Genomic DNA, 16280 nt, shown 5'->3' on the forward strand with positions numbered 1-16280 from the left:
GATGCGAGACTGGCCCCATGCCAGTCCTCGAACCCAACCCCCCGAACGGCCAGAAGAAGCTGCTCGTCGTGCTCGGCGCGATGCTCGGCATCACGGTCGTCATCTCCGTCCTCGCCTCCGCCTTCTCGCCGTGACCCCCACCGGGGGTGGGGGTGGCCCCCGCATCCCCTAGGGGGTGAGTGTCAGGGTGAAGTGGGTGGATCACCGGATGGGCCGCCCGCTCCGTGCTCCGTAGGTTGGAGACACCAAGGGAAAGCGGACCACTCACCCCCGGAGGCGGCCATGTCGGCCCCAGCACAGTCCCGCGTCGGAGCCACGACCGCAGGTGTCGACACCCGGCTGCCCTGGTGGGCCCTCGCCCTCCCGGTCGCCGCGTTCGCCGCCCTCCTGCTCCTCATCGCCGGGCCGGGTGAGGCCCACGCGACCTCGGGTGATCCGGGAGTCGGCCGGGTTCTGGACCACCTCCAGCAAACGCTCTCTCTCTGAGTCGCCGGGGGCCGTTTCGTGCGAAGCTGTTGACCATGAGCGTCGACACACCTCGCAAGATCGTGCTGCTCCGACACGCCAAGGCCGACTGGAACGGCGAATCCGACCACGAGCGCCCCCTCGCCGACCGGGGCCGCACGGACGCCCCCGTCGCGGGCCGCAGGCTCGCCGGCACCGGCATCGCCCTCGACCTGGCCCTCTGCTCCACCGCCGCCAGAACCCGGGAGACCTGGAAGCTGGCCGTCGCGGAACTCCCGGAGCGCCCCCGGACCGTCTACGAGGAGCGCCTCTACGAGGCATCGGTCGGCGAGATCATCGCGCTGCTCAACGAGACCCCCGACGAGGTCTCCGACCTCCTGGTCATCGGCCACAACCCCGGGATGCACGGACTCGCCGACGCCCTCGCCGGCGAGAGCGAGGGGGACACCCTGTCCCGGATGAACCGCAGCGGCTTCCCCACCTCCGCCTTCGCCGTCCTCGCCTTCGACGGCTCCTGGAAGTCGGTCGAGCTCGGCGCCGCCCGCCTCGTCGACTTCTGGGTCCCGCACCCCTGACCCGTACGACCGCGGCGCACGCACCCGGACGAGCACCGGGCCCGGCGGCCGACCCGTACGCACGCTCCCGTACGCGGCGGCTGGCGGCCGACCGTACGCACGCTCCCGTACGCGAGAGGGCCCGGCCGTCCCACGACGGCCGGGCCCTCTCCTGTGCCGGGGCTCAGTGCAGCAGCTCCTCGCCGCCGTCCGCCGCCTCGACCTCCTCGCGCGTGATCCCGAGCAGGTACAGCACGGTGTCGAGGAAGGGCACGTTCACAGCCGTGTCCGCGGCCCTGCGCACCACCGGCTTGGCGTTGAACGCCACGCCGAGACCGGCCGCGTTCAGCATGTCCAGGTCGTTGGCCCCGTCGCCGATCGCCACGGTCTGCGCCAGCGGCACCCCCGCCTCCGTGGCGAACCGGCGCAGCAGCCGCGCCTTGCCCGCGCGGTCCACGATCTCGCCGGTCACTCGCCCGGTCAGCTTCCCGTCGACGATCTCCAGGGTGTTGGCCTGGGCGAAGTCCAGCCCCAGCCGCTCCTTCAGGTCGTCGGTGACCTGCGTGAACCCGCCGGAGACCACACCCACCTGGTACCCGAGCCGCTTGAGCGTACGGATCAGGGTCCGGGCCCCCGGCGTCATCCGCACCTCGGCACGGACCTTGTCGACCACCGAGGCGTCGAGACCGGCCAGCAGCTTCACCCGCGCGTGCAGCGACTGCTCGAAGTCCAGCTCGCCGCGCATCGCCGCCGCCGTCACCTCGGCGACCTCGTCCTCGCAGCCCGCGTGCGCCGCGAAGAGCTCGATCACCTCGTCCTGGATCAGCGTCGAGTCGACGTCCATCACGACCAGCCGCTGGGCGCGCCGGTGCAGCCCGGCGGAGACCACGCCGACGTCGACGCCGATGGAGTGCGCCTCGACGGCGAGGGCCGTCCGCAGCGGCTCTGTCTCACAGCCCGAGACGGCGAACTCGACCGCCGTGACCGGGTACTTCGCCAGGCGGAAGACGCGGTCGATGTTGCCGCCGGTCTCCGCGATCCTGGCCGCTATGGCCGCCGTCTGCTCCGCCGTCAGCGGGTTGCCGAGGACGGTGACGTGGGATCGGCCCTCACCGCGCGGCCGGTTGTCACCGGTGCCGGAGATGATCTCGGCCTGCAGCTTCAGCGACTCGGCCCAGCTGTGCACGGTGGCCCGCAGCTCACCCGCCGAGGCCACGGTCGGCTCCGTCACGAGCGCGCACAGGACGAGGCGGCCGCGGGAGACCACCTGCTCGATGTCCACGACGTCGACGGAGTAGGCGGCGAGGGTGTCGAAGAGTCCCGCGGTGATCCCGGGACGGTCCTTCCCGAAGATCTTGACGAGAAGGGTGGGAACGTCTGAGGTCTGCGATGCGCTCATGGTGGTTCCACCGTATCGGGCACGGCGTGCCACCTGACCCCCCGTCCCGCGTAGCGGACACCCGGGCGGCCGGCGAAGCGCGCCCGGAGGGCTCCGGAGGGACGCCCGGGGGAGCCTGCGCCGGGTCTTCACGCTGCCCGACTTTCGGAGAGGGGACCGGGCCTGAAATAGTTCCCCACGATGTTCGCCATCCCTGGGCTCCCCGCGACGGGGGTACATCGGGGGACAAGTAGTGGGGCGTGGAGTGCCAGAACTCGTACTGGAATTGAATGGAAGGACCTGGACCCTCGACCCGTCCAGGTCGTACACCCTGGGTCGTGATCCGCAGGGCGACCTGGTCATCGACGACGCCAGGGTCTCGTGGCGCCACGCCACGATCAGCTGGGGCGGCCGGAGCTGGGTCATCGAGGACCACGGCTCCACCAACGGCACGTTCGTCCAGGGGCAGCGGATCCACCAGATGGAGATCGCCCCCGGCTCGGCCGTCCACCTCGGCAACGCGACCGACGGCCCGCGGCTCAATCTCGCCGCCGGGGCCCAGGGCGCACCGCAGGCCCAGCAGCCGCCGGTGGCCCAGCCCGTGGCGGCGCACCAGGCCGCCGACCAGGCCGCCCAGGCGGAATGGGTCACGCAGGGACCGCCGCAGCAGCAGGGCTGGCAGCAGCCGCCCGCGCAGCCGCAGTTCCCGCACCAGCAGGGCGCCCCCCAGGGCGCGCACGGTCACCAGGGGCACGGCGCCGCCGCGGGGGCGTCGTCGGCCTACGCCGACCGCAGCCCGACGACGTTCCACCAGCTGTCCCTCGGCCACGTCATGCGCATCGGCCGTGCCCTGGAGAACGAGCTGGTCGTCTCCGACCTCCAGGTCTCCCGGAACCACGCCGAGTTCCACGCGACGCCCGACGGCCGTTTCGAGATCCGCGACCTCGGCTCGCACAACGGCACGTACGTCAACGGCCAGCCGATCCCCAAGGGCGGCACCGCCCTCCTCGGTCCGCAGGACATCGTCGGCGTCGGCCACTCGACGTTCCGGATCGTCGGCGGCCAGCTGGAAGAGTTCGTCGACACCGGCTCGGTCTCCTTCTCGGCCCGCCACCTGACGGTCACCGTCGACGGCGGCAAGCAGATCCTCAAGGACGTCTCCTTCGGCGTCCCCGAGAAGTCGCTGATCGGCGTCATCGGCCCGTCGGGCTCCGGCAAGTCCACCCTGCTCAAGGCGCTGACCGGATACCGCCCGGCCAACGAGGGCGACGTCCTCTACGACAACCGCAGCCTCTACAAGCAGTTCGCCGAGCTGCGCCAGCGCATCGGTCTGGTCCCGCAGGACGACATCCTGCACAAGGAGCTGACCGTCCAGAAGGCGCTGCGCTACGCGGCCAAACTCCGCTTCCCCGGCGACACCGCCACGGCCGAGCGCGAGGCCCGCATCGACGAGGTGCTGCGCGAGCTCAAGCTCGACATCCACAAGGAGAAGAAGGTCACCTCCCTCTCCGGTGGCCAGCGCAAGCGCGTCTCCGTCGCGCTGGAGCTCCTCACCAAGCCGTCGCTGATCTTCCTGGACGAGCCGACCTCCGGCCTCGACCCGGGCATGGACCGCGACGTCATGCAGCTCCTGCGCGGCCTCGCGGACGACGGCCGCACGGTCCTCGTCGTCACCCACTCGGTGGCCGAGCTCGGCCTGTGCGACAAGCTCCTCGTCATGGCGCCCGGCGGCTCGGTGGCGTACTTCGGTCCGCCGGAGGAGGCGCTGAACTTCTTCGGCTACTCCACCTGGGCCGACGTCTTCTCGGCCTTCGAGAACTACCGCGACTACGACTGGGCGGGCCGCTGGAAGGGCTCGCAGCACTACCAGATGTACGCCGCGGACATCGACGCCGTCGCCGCCCAGCCCGTCCAGATGCCGCAGCAGGCGATGTCCCGGCCGCCCAAGCCGCAGGGCTGGGGCTCCCAGCTGTGGACCCTGATCCGCCGCTACGTCTCGGTGATCGCCTCCGACAAGGGCTTCCTGGGCCTCATGGTGATCCTGCCGGCCGTCCTCGGCGCGGTCTCGGTCGTCATCCCCGCGGACTTCGGCCTGGGCTCGCCCAAGCCGCCGTCCCGCTTCAACGGCGACGCCGGCACGATCATGCTGATCCTCGCGGTCGGCATGTGCTTCAGCGGCGCCGCCAACTCCGTCCGAGAGCTGATCAAGGAACGGGTCATCTACGAACGGGAGCGCGCCACCGGCCTCTCCCGCTCCGCGTACCTGATGTCCAAGGTCATCGTGCTCGGCCTGATCACGGCCTTCCAGGGCGTCATCATCTGCGGCATCGGCTTCTCCACCCGGGCCCTGCCCGAGGAGGGCCTGTTCATGCCGCCGGCCGTCGAGCTGTGCGTCCAGGTCATCGCCCTGGGCCTGACCTCGATGATGTTCGGCCTGGTCATCTCGTCGCTCGTGAAGACCGCCGAGAAGACCATGCCCCTCCTGGTCATGTTCGCGATCATCCAGGTCGTCTTCACCGGCATCCTCTTCCAGGTCTACGGCTCGCCCGGCCTGGAGCAGTTCGCCTGGCTCATGCCCTCCCGCTGGGGCATCGCCGGCGCCGGCACCACGCTCGACCTGGCCCGCCTCATGCCGCCGTGGGACCACAAGAACCCCACCGACACCGACCCCCTGTGGGAGCACACGGTCGCCCAGTGGAGCCTGGACCTCGGCATCCAGCTCCTGATGGCCGTCGTCTGCTGCTTCGTCGTGGCGCGCCTGCTGCGCCGCCACGAGCCCGAGGTCATGCGCAAGTAGCCGGATCCGGCAGCACGCCGACGGGCGGCACCCCCAGTGCGGGGGTGCCGCCCGTCGGCGTACGGGGGTGCGACAACGGATCAGTACGCGCTGTTGACGTTGTCGATCGAGCCGTAGCGGTCGGCCGCGTAGTTGGCGGCGGCGACGATGTTGGCGACCGGGTCGTACTGGTCGAACGCGGTGCCGGGGATGTGGTACGCCTTGAAGGTCGGGTAGATGACCTGGAGCAGACCCTTGGACGGGATGCCGTTGATGGCGTTGATGTCCCAGTTGTTGATGGCCCGCGGGTTGCCGCTGGACTCGCGCATGATGTTCTTGTGCAGGCCGTTGTACGAGCCCGGGATGTTGTGCTTGTCCATGATGAAGAGCGCCTCGCGGATCCAGCCGTCGAGGTTGTTCGCGAAGACCGGGGTACGGGCGACGGAACGGCTCGCGGCCGACTTCTCCGCGGCGCGCTTCTTCGCCGCGGCCTTGGCCTTGGCGCGGGCGTCGGCCTTGGCCTTCGCGGCGGCCTTGGCGCGGGCGTCCGCCTTCGCCTTCGCGGCGGCCTTCGCCTTGGCGTCGGCCTTGGCCTTCGCGGCGGCCTTGGCCTTCGCCTCGGCCTCCTGCTTGGCCTTCAGGCCGATGGTGGACTGCTGCTCGTCGATGCTGGCGGCGAGCGCCTTCGCCTGAGGGCTGGCCGCGTCGTACGACCAGGCGACCTTCTGCGTGCCCGAGAGGGCCTGCGGCTCGGTCTCGGTGGAGCCGTTGCCGGGGACGAGGGAGAGGGTGAGCGCCGCGGCGCCCAGAGCGGCGACGCCGGCGATCGTGGCCTTGTGGGTCTTCTTCAGACCACGAATGTGGCCAGGGGTGTTCGCAGACATAACGGACTACCTCTTCGAATCGCTGGGGATCGCTCGGCCGGGGCGGCACTGCGCCTTCTTCGGCGGCGACGAGGGCAATTCTTAGCGGCAGCAAAATCCTGTGGCAAAGGTGTGACGTACGATCCCGGGTAGTGGATCAGGGCCCGGCGGCAGGGCCGCCGACACCCCCGAGAACCCTGCCCACGCCGCTTTCACCTGGTCTCGCCGCGTCCACTAGCGAGCTTCGTAAGTGATGTGGGCCCTATGCGCGGGCTCACATCGGCCCCGTGACAACCTCACCAGGCGTTGCGCGCGCAATGCACACAGTGAGCCCCCTCCTCCCTCCGGAGGACGCCCGCCGCCCCGCCCTGCGACCTAGGTCCCCCGTCCCCTCCCGCCGCGGTCCCCGGACGGATACGGACGGTCACGTCCCGCCGGTACCGTGACCGCATGAGCCATCGACCGAGCTCCGGCCTGGCCGCCGTGAGCACCGCCCTGCTGGCGATGAGCCGCCGCCTGGAGGTCCGCGACGTCCTCAAGACGATCGTCGTGTCCGCCCGCGAGCTCCTCGACGCCGAGTACGCGGCCCTGGGCGTCCCCGACGACCACGGGGGCTTCGCCCAGTTCGTCGTCGACGGCGTCGGCGAGGAGCAGTGGAAGGCCATCGGGCCGCTGCCCCGCCAGCACGGCATCCTCGCGGCCATGCTCCGGAAGGCCGAGACCGAACGGCTCGCCGACGTCCGCCTCGACCCCCGGTTCGAGGGCTGGCCCGAGGCCCACCCCGAGATGTCCGACTTCCTCGGCCTGCCCGTCCGGGACGGCGACGAGATCCTCGGCGCCCTCTTCCTGGCCAACAAGCGCCGCGCCAAGGGGAGCGGCGGCTGCGGCTTCACCGCCGAGGACGAGGAACTGCTCTCGATCCTCGCCCAGCACGCCGCCATCGCCCTCACCAACGCGCGCCTGTACGAGCGCAGCCGCGAGCTCACCATCGCCGAGGAGCGCTCCCGCCTCGCCCACGAGCTCCACGACGCCGTCAGCCAGAAGCTCTTCTCGCTCCGGCTCACCGCCCAGGCCGCCGCGGCCCTCGTCGACCGTGACCCCGCCCGCGCCAAGGACGAGCTCCACGAGGTCGCCGCCCTCGCTGCCGAGGCCGCCGACGAGCTGCGCGCCGCCGTCGTCGAGCTGCGCCCCGCGGCCTTGGACGAGGACGGGCTCGTCCCCACCCTGCGCACCCAGATCCAGGTCCTCGACCGTGCCCACACGGCCCGGGTCACCTTCGACGCCCCCGGCGCCCGCGCCCTGCCGGCCGCCCAGGAGGAGGCCGTGCTGCGCGTGGCCCAGGAGGCCCTGCACAACGCCCTGCGGCACGCGGACGCCGCGTCCGTCGCCGTCACCCTCACCCGCAGCGGCCAGGGCGCCCGGCTCACCGTCACCGACGACGGCAGGGGATTCGACCCGCGTACGGTCCGCAGCGCCGGCCGCCACCTCGGCCTCGTCTCCATGCGGGACCGGGCGAGCGGCGTCGGCGGCGCCCTGACCGTGACCTCGGCCCCCGGTGAGGGCACCACGATCGAGATGGAGGTACCCGGTGGCTGACCGCCCGATCCGCGTCCTGCTCGTCGACGACCACCAGGTCGTCCGCCGCGGCCTGCGCACCTTCCTGGAGGTCCAGGACGACATCCAGGTGGTGGGGGAGGCGTCCGACGGCGCCGAGGGCGTCGCCCGCGCCGAGGAGCTCCGCCCCGACGTGGTCCTCATGGACGTGAAGATGCCCGGCACGGACGGCATCGAGGCGCTCAAGCGGCTCCGCGAGCTCGCCAACCCCGCCCGGGTCCTCGTCGTCACCAGCTTCACCGAGCAGCGCACGGTCGTCCCCGCGCTCCGCGCCGGAGCCTGCGGATACGTCTACAAGGACATCGACCCCGACGCCCTGGCCGGCGCGATCCGCTCCGTCCACGCCGGGCACGTCCTCCTCCAGCCCGAGGTCGCCGAGGCCCTCCTCGCCCAGGACGACGCCCCCGGCGGCACCGGCCGCGGCACCACGCTCACCGAGCGGGAGCGCGAAGTGCTCGGCCTCATCGCCGACGGCCGCTCCAACCGCGAGATCGCCCGCGCCCTCGTCCTGTCGGAGAAGACGGTCAAGACGCACGTCTCGAACATCCTGATGAAGCTCGACCTGGCGGACCGCACCCAGGCCGCCCTCTGGGCCGTCCGCCACGGCCTCACCGACTGACGCGCCCCCCTCGTGCGCCGGGCGCACGACCGTTCAATCCTTCATACCGTCGTGTGTATATCCCCCGTTCGGCGCAACCCGGCGGCGCGTCCCGCGTTCTCCAGGACGTGCTGCGGCGGATCCGCCGCAGCGATGACCAGGAGGATGTACCAAGTGAAGAACCTCAAGAAGGCCGCCGCCCTCACCATGGTCGCCGGTGGCATCGTCGCCGCCGGTGCGGGTGCCGCCTCCGCCCACGGCGGTGCCGAGGCCATGGGCCAGGCCCTCCACTCGCCGGGCGTCGCCTCCGGCAACCTGGTGCAGGTCCCGGTCCACGTCCCCGTGAACGTCTCCGGCAACACGGTCAACGTGATCGGCCTGCTCAACCCGGCCTTCGGCAACGGCGCCGTCAACGGCTGACCCTCCGCCCCGACCCCCGGCCCCGGACAACCCCCGGGCGCCGGGGGTCCGCCGTTTCCCCGTCCTCCCTCACTCCGCGACCCGCTCTACCCCCCGTCCCCTTCCCCCGATCCCGCGCCGACCCCCACGGCCCGCGCCGACCTCCTCGGCCCGCCCCGGCCGCCACTCGGCGCGACGACGGCCGCGTCAGAACCCCCGGTCCCGCTCCCTCTCCTCCACGTACGCGTTGTACGCCGCGACCTGCGCCCGGCGCGCGACCCGCTCCACCGGCCGCAGCGCCTCCCCGCGCGCCGCCATCTCGGAGGCGCTCACGGCGCCGCCGTGCCCGTTGCCGTAGGCGAGGTCCACGAGCAGCCCGATGCGCTGCGCGAGCTCCAGGACGCGGACCGCGCGGGGCGGATAGCCAGGCGCCAGCACCTCGCGCCCGACCTCGGCACGGGCCCGGTACGCCTCGCGCGCCGCGTCGGCGGCCGGACCGGAGGCCGCCACGGCGAGCCGGGTGAGGACCGCGGTCGCGTCCCGCAGCGCCTCCGCCAGCTCCCGCTCCGCCTCGCCGAGCGACGGCACGTCCGCCGGCGGGGCCTCGCGCACCGCGAGGCAGCGCCAGAGGACCTCCACGTGGAGATCGCCCGGCGGGCCCGCCTCGGAGACCTCCGGCACGAGACCGTAGGGCGCGCCGAAGCCGACGACGGCCTCCTCCGCCTCCAGGGCGCGCGCGTTGAAGTCGGGCGGCCCGCTGAGCCCCAGCGGGTGCCCCGGCGCCGGCAGCGCCACCCGCCACCCGGTCACCCCGAGCCGCCGCAGCCGCCCCAGGGCCAGCGTCAGCCCCACCGGCCCCGCCTCACCCGGCAGCCCCTCGACGCGGTGCACCGCGTCCTCCCCGACAATGGCCAGCGCCGCGTCGTCCGGCGACACCGCCCCGGCCAGCAGGGCGTTGCCCCAGGCGGCCAGGCGTCCTGAGCGTGGTTCCGAAAGCATCCCCCCAGACTAGGGACTCCAAGGCAGCCCTAGGGACCGGCCCGCTCCGCCGATAACGTAGGTTTTCCCCTGGACGCCGCGCCCATCGGCGCAAGGCGACGACACGACTCGACCGCAAGGGGAGACAACGCGCTCATGAGCGATGTACTGGAGCTGGTGGACGTATCCGTGGTCCGCGACGGACGGGCTCTGGTGGACGAGGTCTCCTGGTCGGTCAAGGAGGGCGAGCGCTGGGTGATCCTCGGACCCAACGGCGCCGGCAAGACCACCCTTCTGAACATCGCCTCCAGCTACCTCTTCCCCACCAAGGGCACCGCCCGGATCCTCGGCGAGCAGCTCGGCGGCGTCGGCACCGACGTCTTCGAGCTCCGCCCCCGCATCGGCATGGCCGGCATCGCCATGGCGGAGAAGCTCCCCAAGCGCCAGACCGTCCTGCAGACCGTCCTCACCGCCGCGTACGGCATGACCGCCACCTGGCACGAGGACTACGACCCGGTCGACGAGGACCGCGCCAAGGCGTTCCTCGACCGCCTCGGCATGAACGACTACCTGGACCGCCGGTTCGGCACCCTCTCCGAGGGCGAGCGCAAGCGCACCCTGATCGCCCGCGCGATGATGACCGACCCCGAGCTCCTCCTCCTCGACGAGCCCGCCGCCGGCCTCGACCTCGGCGGCCGCGAGGACCTGGTCCGCCGCCTCGGCCGGCTCGCCCGCGACCCGTACGCCCCCTCCATGATCATGGTCACGCACCACGTCGAGGAGATCGCCCCGGGCTTCACCCACGTCCTGATGATCCGTCAGGGCAAGGTGCTCGCCGCCGGCCCCGTGGAGATGGAGCTCACCTCCCGCAACCTCTCGCTCTGCTTCGGCCTGCCGCTCGTCGTCGAGCGCGTCGGCGACCGCTGGACCGCGCACGGTCTGCCCCTGAAGTAGCCGTACGGAGCGCCGGCGTCCCGCACAGCCGCCCGCGCCCTGTCCCGGAGAGCCCCACCCGCCCTACCATTGCCCCCGTGGACATCGACGCATGGGTCTGGTGGCTGATCGGCGCGGTGGGGCTCGGCATTCCGCTGGTGCTGACCGCGATGCCGGAGTTCGGGATGCTCTCCGTGGGAGCCGTCGCCGGAGCGGTGACCGCCGCCCTCGGCTTCGGAGTCGTCGCGCAGGTGCTCGTCTTCGTCGCCGTCTCGGTGGCGCTCATCGGGGTGGTCCGCCCGATCGCCGCCCGCCATCGCGACGACCGGCCGGGACTGGCCACCGGGGTCGACGCCCTGAAGGGCCGTCAGGCCGTCGTCCTGGAACGGGTCGACGGCCACGGAGGCCGCATCAAACTCGCCGGCGAGATCTGGTCCGCGCGCACGCTCGACACCGGACTGAGCTTCGAACCGGGTGAGCAGGTCGACGTCGTCGACATCGACGGGGCCACCGCCGTCGTCATGTGACCGAACCTCGCCCATGACGCCCCGCCGTCTGGGAAACTGGATCATGCAAGGCCACCCGGCAGTCAACCGGCAGCGAAGGGCACGGGGAACACGATGTCAGCAGTCATCATCGTCCTGATCATTCTGGTGGTGCTCGTCTTCATCGCCCTGATCAAGACGATCCAGGTCATCCCGCAGGCGAGCGCGGCGATCGTGGAGCGCTTCGGGCGCTACACGCGCACCCTCAACGCGGGACTGAACATCGTCGTCCCGTTCATCGACTCGATCCGCAACCGGATCGACCTCCGCGAACAGGTCGTCCCCTTCCCGCCGCAGCCGGTGATCACCCAGGACAACCTGGTGGTCAACATCGACACGGTCATCTACTACCAGGTCACCGACGCCCGGGCCGCGACCTACGAGGTCGCCAGCTACATCCAGGCGATCGAGCAGCTCACCGTCACCACCCTGCGCAACATCATCGGCGGCATGGACCTGGAGCGCACCCTCACCTCCCGCGAGGAGATCAACGCGGCCCTGCGCGGCGTCCTGGACGAGGCCACCGGCAAGTGGGGCATCCGCGTCAACCGCGTCGAGCTCAAGGCGATCGAGCCGCCGACCTCCATCCAGGACTCGATGGAGAAGCAGATGCGCGCCGAGCGCGACAAGCGCGCCGCGATCCTCACCGCCGAGGGCACCCGCCAGTCCGCGATCCTCACCGCCGAGGGCGAGAAGCAGTCCGCCATCCTCCGCGCCGAGGGCGAGGCCAAGGCCGCCGCCCTCAAGGCCGAGGGCGAGGCTCAGGCCGTCCGCACGGTCTTCGAGGCCATCCACGCCGGTGACCCCGACCAGAAGCTCCTCTCGTACCAGTACCTCCAGATGCTCCCGAAGATCGCCGAGGGCGACGCCAACAAGCTCTGGATCGTGCCCAGCGAGATCGGCGACGCCCTCAAGGGCCTCTCCGGCGCCTTCGGCAACGTCGGCGGCGGCGCCCCCGGGTTCAACGTGAAGGGCGCGCCCCCGGCCCAGCGCCGCGACGAACCCTCGGTTGACTGACACGTACACGTAATTCTTCGTGCATGATCGGTGCGAGCCCCTCGACCCTGACGACCTCAGGGCGGGGAGGCGAGCCACTGACCATGTAAGGAGATGGCGTTGTCCATCTGGGAAGCACTGGCGGTCTTCGCCGCCGGCATCGGCGCCGGCACCATCAACACCATCGTCGGATCGGGAACGCTGATCACGTTCCCGGTCCTCCTCGCGACCGGACTCCCCCCGATCACCGCGAACGTCTCCAACGCCCTCGGCCTCGTCCCCGGCTCCATCAGCGGCGCCATCGGCTACCGCCGCGAGCTCAAGGGACAGAAGTCCCGCATCCTCCGCCTCGGCGCCGTCGCCCTCCTCGGCGGACTCATCGGCGCCGTCCTGCTCCTCGCCCTGCCGTCGCAGGCGTTCGACGCGATCGTCCCCGTCCTCATCGGCCTCGCGCTCGTCCTGGTCCTCTTCCAGCCCCGCATCGCCGCCGCCGTCCAGCGCCGACGCGAGCAGACCGGCACCGAGGCCCACCCCGACGGCGGCCCCGTCCTCCTCGTCGGCCTCCTCCTCGCCAGCATGTACGGCGGATACTTCGGCGCCGCGCAGGGCGTGCTCTACCTCTCCCTCATGGGGCTGCTCCTCCACGACACCCTGCAGCGCATCAACGCCGTCAAGAACATCCTCGGCGCCCTCGTCAACGGCGTCGCCGCCGTCTTCTTCCTCTTCGTCGCCGAGTTCGACTGGACCGCCGTCCTCCTCATCGCCGTCGGCTCCACCCTCGGCGGCCAGATCGGCGCCAAGGTCGGGCGGAAACTGCCCCCCGCCGCCCTGCGCGGAGTGATCATCACGGTCGGCGTCGTCGCCATCCTCCAGCTGACCCTGCGCTGACCCCCGCACGGACCCCGGTCCGGCACGACGGAAGGGCCCGCCTCCCCCTGGGAGACGGACCCTTCCCGCACTCATGGACCGGACGGCCACGGATCACCGCCTCACGCGGCCGCTCCGGACAGCCACTCCGGCAGCTCCGACCGCTCACGCGCCCGCAGCGCCAGCAGCATCGCGTCCGCCGGCGTCGGCTCGAACGGCTGGTGCAGCAACGGCATCCCCGCCTGCTCCGGCGTCCGGTCGGCCTTGCGGTGGTTGTCCTCGGCGCACGAGGCGACCGTGTTCAGCCAACTGTCCCCGCCACCCTGCGCCCGCGGCACGACGTGGTCGACCGTCGTCGCCCGCCTCCCGCAGTACGCGCACCGGTGCTGGTCCCGGACCAGCACCCCCCTCCGCGACCACGGGGCCTGTCTTCGGAACGGCACCCGGACGTAGCGGCACAACCTGATCACCCGCGGCACCGGCAGGTCGACGGCGGCACCGCGCACCCGGAGTTCCGGATGGGCCTGCTCGACGACGGCCTTGTCCTGCAGGACAAGCACCACCGCACGGTTGAGAGTGACCGTCGACAGCGGCTCGAAGCTCGCGTTGAGTACCAGCGTGTCCCGCATGTTGCCCACCTCCCGTGTGCCGGCCCCAGCCCCGCGCGGGGCTTCGGGCTTGGATCAACGATGGCCGGGCCGGCCGGGTCGGACAACGGAATTTCTCGCGAAACAAAAGGTGCCCGCTTCTGATCTCTCCAAGACCAGAAGCGGGCAAACAACAAACGAACGATCAGACCGACGCGGGAGCCGCGTATTCACCGATCAACTGGGCGCGCCCCAGCGTGTGGAAGCGCAGGTTGAAGCCGATCGCCGCCGGCGACGCGTCCCCGTCCGGACCGAGCTTCTCGGCGTCCACCGCGTAGACCGTGAACACATAGCGGTGCGCCGGGTCCCCGGGCGGGGGAGCGGCCCCGCCGAACTCCCGTGACCCGTAGTCGTTCCGCACGTGCACGGCGCCGGCCGGCAGCCCCTCGAACGACCCCGACCCCGCGCCCGCGGGCAGCTCCGTCACCGACGCCGGGATGTCGAACAGCACCCAGTGCCAGAAGCCGCTGCCCGTCGGCGCGTCCGGATCGAAACACGTGACGGCGAAGCTCTTCGTCTCCGCCGGGAACCCCTCCCAGCGCAGCTGCGGCGAGGTGTTCCCCGCCGCGTACACCTGGTCGTCCTTCAGGACCCCGCCCGGCGCGATGTCGTCGCTCACCACCGTGAACGCCGCCACCGGCGGATGGAAGTCATGCGGGAGCGGCGCCCTCTTGCCCTCGGACACGTCGAATCCTCCGTATCGCCTGTCGCTACTGCCTCAACAGCACTTCCAGCCGAGCCTAGAGCCAGTTGCGGCGGCCGCCGACCTCGGCGAGCCACTGGTTGAGGTACGCCGCCCAGTCGGTCGTGTGGAAGTCGTGCAGCCCCACCGTGAAGGCACGGAAGGAGTCGCTGCCCTCGCCGAACAGACCCGGCTTCTTGTCCATCTCCAGCACGACGTCCATCTCGCGGTCGTCGGCGACGAAGCTGACCTCGACCTGGTTCAGGCCCCGGTACTGCTGCGGCGCGAAGAACTCGATCTCCTGGTAGAAGGGCAGCTTCTGCCGCGTCCCCCTGATGTGACCGCGCTCCATGTCCGCGCTCTTGAAACGGAAGCCCAGCTGGATGAAGGCGTCCAGGATCGCCTGCTGCGCCGGCAGCGGGTGCACGTTGATCGGGTCCAGGTCACCGGAGTCCACGGCGCGCGCGATCTCCAGCTCGGTGGTCACACCGATGTTCATCCCGCGCAGCTGCTGCCCGGCGACCGACGTCACCGGCGTCTCCCACGGGATGTCCAGACCGAACGGCACCACGTGCACCGCGCCGGCCTTGACCTCGAAGGCACCGCCCAGACGTACCTTGACGAACTCGATGTCCTGCTTGTGCTCCTGGTCGCCGCCCTCGACCTCCACGCGCGCCTGCAGACCGATCGACAGTCCCTCGATCTGCTGGTCGACGCTGCCACCCTGGATCCGCACCTCACCCTGGACGACCCCACCCGGGACCACGTTCTCCTCGGTGAGCACCGTCTCCACACTGGCCCCACCGGCACCCAGGCTCGCGAGCAGCTTCTTGAATCCCATGAGTTCCACTCCTTCTCAGTCCTGACCCCTCATACGCGCGACGACCGTAGCCGGTTCCCCAGTACCCTCGGGCGCCATGAGCGAGAGCCCCGACCGTACGCCGCTCCCACGCACCTTCTTCGACCGCCCCGTACTGGAAGTCGCCCCCGATCTCCTGGGCCGCACCCTCGTCCGCGTCACGGAGGAGGGACGCATGGAGCTGCGCCTCACCGAGGTGGAGGCGTACGCCGGCGCGGTCGACCCCGGCTCGCACGCCTTCCGCGGCCGCACCCCCCGCAACGCCGTGATGTTCGGCCCGCCCGGTCACGCGTACGTCTACTTCACCTACGGCATGTGGCACTGCCTGAACCTGGTCTGCGGCCCCGAGGGCGAGGCGAGCGGGGTCCTGCTGCGCGCGGGGGAGATCCTGCGCGGTGCCGACCAGGCCCGCCCGCGCCGCCGCTCGGCCCGCTCCGAGCACGAGCTCGCCAAGGGCCCCGCCCGCCTGGCCACGGCCCTCGACGTCACCCTCTCCCTGAACGGCACGGACGTCTGCGCCGGCCCGGACGCCCCCCTCGCCCTCCTCACCGGCACCCCACCGCCCCCCGCCCGCGTCCGCACCGGCCCCCGCACCGGCGTCGGCGGCGACGGCGCTCCCCACCCCTGGCGCTTCTGGCTGGAGGACGACCGCACCGTCAGTCCCTACCGTCCCCACACGCCCCGCAAGCGAAGGCTTGACTCTGCCCACCCGAACGACTAACGTGGCCCGAGCCGCTGGAAACGGGCCTGCTTGTTCAAGCACCCCGGAGCGGCCATCCACTACTCAAGATGACCACCCCAATCGGGGTTCATTTCGGCATTCCGAAATTCGTTTCGAATGACTCGATTATGAGCCTCCAGGGAAATCAGCTAACGTAGTGACCACGCCGAAAGGCAAAAGGCAGCCAACAGGCCACCGGATATGAAATCCGAACCGGAAACGGAACGGAAAACGATCTGGTAAGGTTGGAAACACGAAGGGAAAGCCCGGAGGAAAGCCCGAGAGGGTGAGTACGAAGGAAGCGTCCGTTCCTTGAGAACTCAACAGCGTGCCAAAAATCAACGCCAGATTAGTTGATACCCCGTCCATCTTCGGATGGCGAGGTTCCTTTGAAAGTCCTGCCGG

The 16280-nt window shown here is 71.1% G+C and carries 19 protein-coding genes; 12 read left to right on the top strand and 7 right to left on the bottom strand.

The window, feature by feature from the left end; genetic code table 11:
* Positions 1 to 17: 17 nt before the first annotated feature.
* From ACZ60W_RS17305 to ACZ60W_RS17315, 3 genes are all read left to right on the top strand, one after another.
* Positions 18 to 134: an SGM_5486 family transporter-associated protein gene (locus ACZ60W_RS17305; RefSeq protein ID WP_469756161.1), complete on the top strand. Its 117-nt coding sequence runs from the start codon at positions 18 to 20 to the stop codon at positions 132 to 134.
* Between the two features lie 148 nt (positions 135 to 282).
* Positions 283 to 486, top strand: coding sequence for a hypothetical protein (locus ACZ60W_RS17310; RefSeq protein ID WP_469756162.1), 204 nt, complete (start codon positions 283 to 285; stop codon positions 484 to 486).
* Between the two features lie 35 nt (positions 487 to 521).
* A complete protein-coding gene (locus ACZ60W_RS17315) occupies positions 522 to 1040 on the top strand; it encodes a SixA phosphatase family protein (RefSeq protein ID WP_469756163.1) in 519 nt (172 codons plus the stop codon).
* 163 nt (positions 1041 to 1203) lie between these two features.
* Here the strand turns inward: ACZ60W_RS17315 and serB are convergent, their stop codons facing one another.
* Positions 1204 to 2418, bottom strand: coding sequence for a phosphoserine phosphatase SerB (gene serB / locus ACZ60W_RS17320; RefSeq protein WP_469756164.1), 1215 nt, complete (start codon positions 2416 to 2418; stop codon positions 1204 to 1206).
* A 232-nt stretch (positions 2419 to 2650) separates the two neighbouring features.
* Here serB and ACZ60W_RS17325 point away from each other — a divergent pair, with 232 nt between their 5' ends.
* Positions 2651 to 5194: an ABC transporter ATP-binding protein/permease gene (locus tag ACZ60W_RS17325; RefSeq protein WP_469756165.1), complete on the top strand. Its 2544-nt coding sequence runs from the start codon at positions 2651 to 2653 to the stop codon at positions 5192 to 5194.
* Between the two features lie 80 nt (positions 5195 to 5274).
* Here the strand turns inward: ACZ60W_RS17325 and ACZ60W_RS17330 are convergent, their stop codons facing one another.
* Complete coding sequence (locus ACZ60W_RS17330; protein WP_469756166.1) at positions 5275 to 6057, bottom strand: transglycosylase SLT domain-containing protein; 783 nt, start codon at positions 6055 to 6057, stop codon at positions 5275 to 5277.
* Positions 6058 to 6486: 429 nt separating this feature from the next.
* On the opposite strand from ACZ60W_RS17330, the gene ACZ60W_RS17335 reads away from it, so the two are divergent.
* The 3 genes from ACZ60W_RS17335 (at position 6487) to ACZ60W_RS17345 (ending at position 8668) form a co-directional block, all read left to right on the top strand.
* Entirely contained in the window at positions 6487 to 7632 is a 1146-nt protein-coding gene (locus ACZ60W_RS17335) for a GAF domain-containing sensor histidine kinase (RefSeq protein WP_469756167.1), read from the top strand.
* On the top strand, positions 7625 to 8269 hold the full coding sequence (locus ACZ60W_RS17340; protein ID WP_469756168.1) for a response regulator: 645 nt from the start codon (positions 7625 to 7627) through the stop codon (positions 8267 to 8269). The genes ACZ60W_RS17335 and ACZ60W_RS17340 overlap by 8 nt, the downstream gene beginning before the upstream one ends.
* Positions 8270 to 8422: 153 nt before the next feature.
* The gene (locus ACZ60W_RS17345; protein WP_469756169.1) at positions 8423 to 8668 is read left to right on the top strand and encodes a chaplin; all 246 of its coding nucleotides are present in this window, start codon (positions 8423 to 8425) and stop codon (positions 8666 to 8668) included.
* A 186-nt stretch (positions 8669 to 8854) separates the two neighbouring features.
* Here ACZ60W_RS17345 and ACZ60W_RS17350 read toward each other — a convergent pair whose 3' ends face one another.
* Positions 8855 to 9646: a hypothetical protein gene (locus tag ACZ60W_RS17350; RefSeq protein ID WP_469756170.1), complete on the bottom strand. Its 792-nt coding sequence runs from the start codon at positions 9644 to 9646 to the stop codon at positions 8855 to 8857.
* A gap of 135 nt (positions 9647 to 9781) precedes the next feature.
* Between ACZ60W_RS17350 and ACZ60W_RS17355 the strand changes: the two genes are divergently transcribed.
* From ACZ60W_RS17355 to ACZ60W_RS17370, 4 genes are all read left to right on the top strand, one after another.
* Positions 9782 to 10579 carry an ABC transporter ATP-binding protein gene (locus tag ACZ60W_RS17355; RefSeq protein ID WP_469756171.1) on the top strand — a complete coding sequence of 266 codons (798 nt, stop codon included), beginning with the start codon at positions 9782 to 9784 and terminating at the stop codon, positions 10577 to 10579.
* A gap of 77 nt (positions 10580 to 10656) precedes the next feature.
* Positions 10657 to 11085, top strand: a complete 429-nt coding sequence (locus ACZ60W_RS17360; RefSeq protein WP_469756172.1) for an NfeD family protein — start codon at positions 10657 to 10659, stop codon at positions 11083 to 11085.
* 93 nt (positions 11086 to 11178) lie between these two features.
* Complete coding sequence (locus ACZ60W_RS17365; RefSeq protein WP_469756173.1) at positions 11179 to 12120, top strand: SPFH domain-containing protein; 942 nt, start codon at positions 11179 to 11181, stop codon at positions 12118 to 12120.
* 93 nt (positions 12121 to 12213) lie between these two features.
* Positions 12214 to 12987 carry a sulfite exporter TauE/SafE family protein gene (locus ACZ60W_RS17370; protein WP_469756174.1) on the top strand — a complete coding sequence of 258 codons (774 nt, stop codon included), beginning with the start codon at positions 12214 to 12216 and terminating at the stop codon, positions 12985 to 12987.
* Between the two features lie 101 nt (positions 12988 to 13088).
* On the opposite strand, the gene ACZ60W_RS17375 is transcribed toward ACZ60W_RS17370, so the two are convergent.
* From ACZ60W_RS17375 to ACZ60W_RS17385, 3 genes are all read right to left on the bottom strand, one after another.
* A complete protein-coding gene (locus ACZ60W_RS17375; protein WP_366301875.1) occupies positions 13089 to 13595 on the bottom strand; it encodes an HNH endonuclease in 507 nt (168 codons plus the stop codon).
* A gap of 163 nt (positions 13596 to 13758) precedes the next feature.
* Positions 13759 to 14298 carry a YbhB/YbcL family Raf kinase inhibitor-like protein gene (locus ACZ60W_RS17380; protein ID WP_469756175.1) on the bottom strand — a complete coding sequence of 180 codons (540 nt, stop codon included), beginning with the start codon at positions 14296 to 14298 and terminating at the stop codon, positions 13759 to 13761.
* Positions 14299 to 14353: 55 nt separating this feature from the next.
* Positions 14354 to 15136, bottom strand: coding sequence for a sporulation protein (locus ACZ60W_RS17385; RefSeq protein WP_469756176.1), 783 nt, complete (start codon positions 15134 to 15136; stop codon positions 14354 to 14356).
* A gap of 76 nt (positions 15137 to 15212) precedes the next feature.
* Here ACZ60W_RS17385 and ACZ60W_RS17390 point away from each other — a divergent pair, with 76 nt between their 5' ends.
* Positions 15213 to 15875 carry a DNA-3-methyladenine glycosylase gene (locus ACZ60W_RS17390; protein WP_469756177.1) on the top strand — a complete coding sequence of 221 codons (663 nt, stop codon included), beginning with the start codon at positions 15213 to 15215 and terminating at the stop codon, positions 15873 to 15875.
* Between the two features lie 126 nt (positions 15876 to 16001).
* Here the strand turns inward: ACZ60W_RS17390 and ACZ60W_RS17395 are convergent.
* Positions 16002 to 16280 (bottom strand): hypothetical protein (locus ACZ60W_RS17395; RefSeq protein WP_469756178.1); only part of this gene is annotated, 279 nt, incomplete at its 5' end.

The organism is Streptomyces sp. NPDC104202, assembly GCF_055584185.1.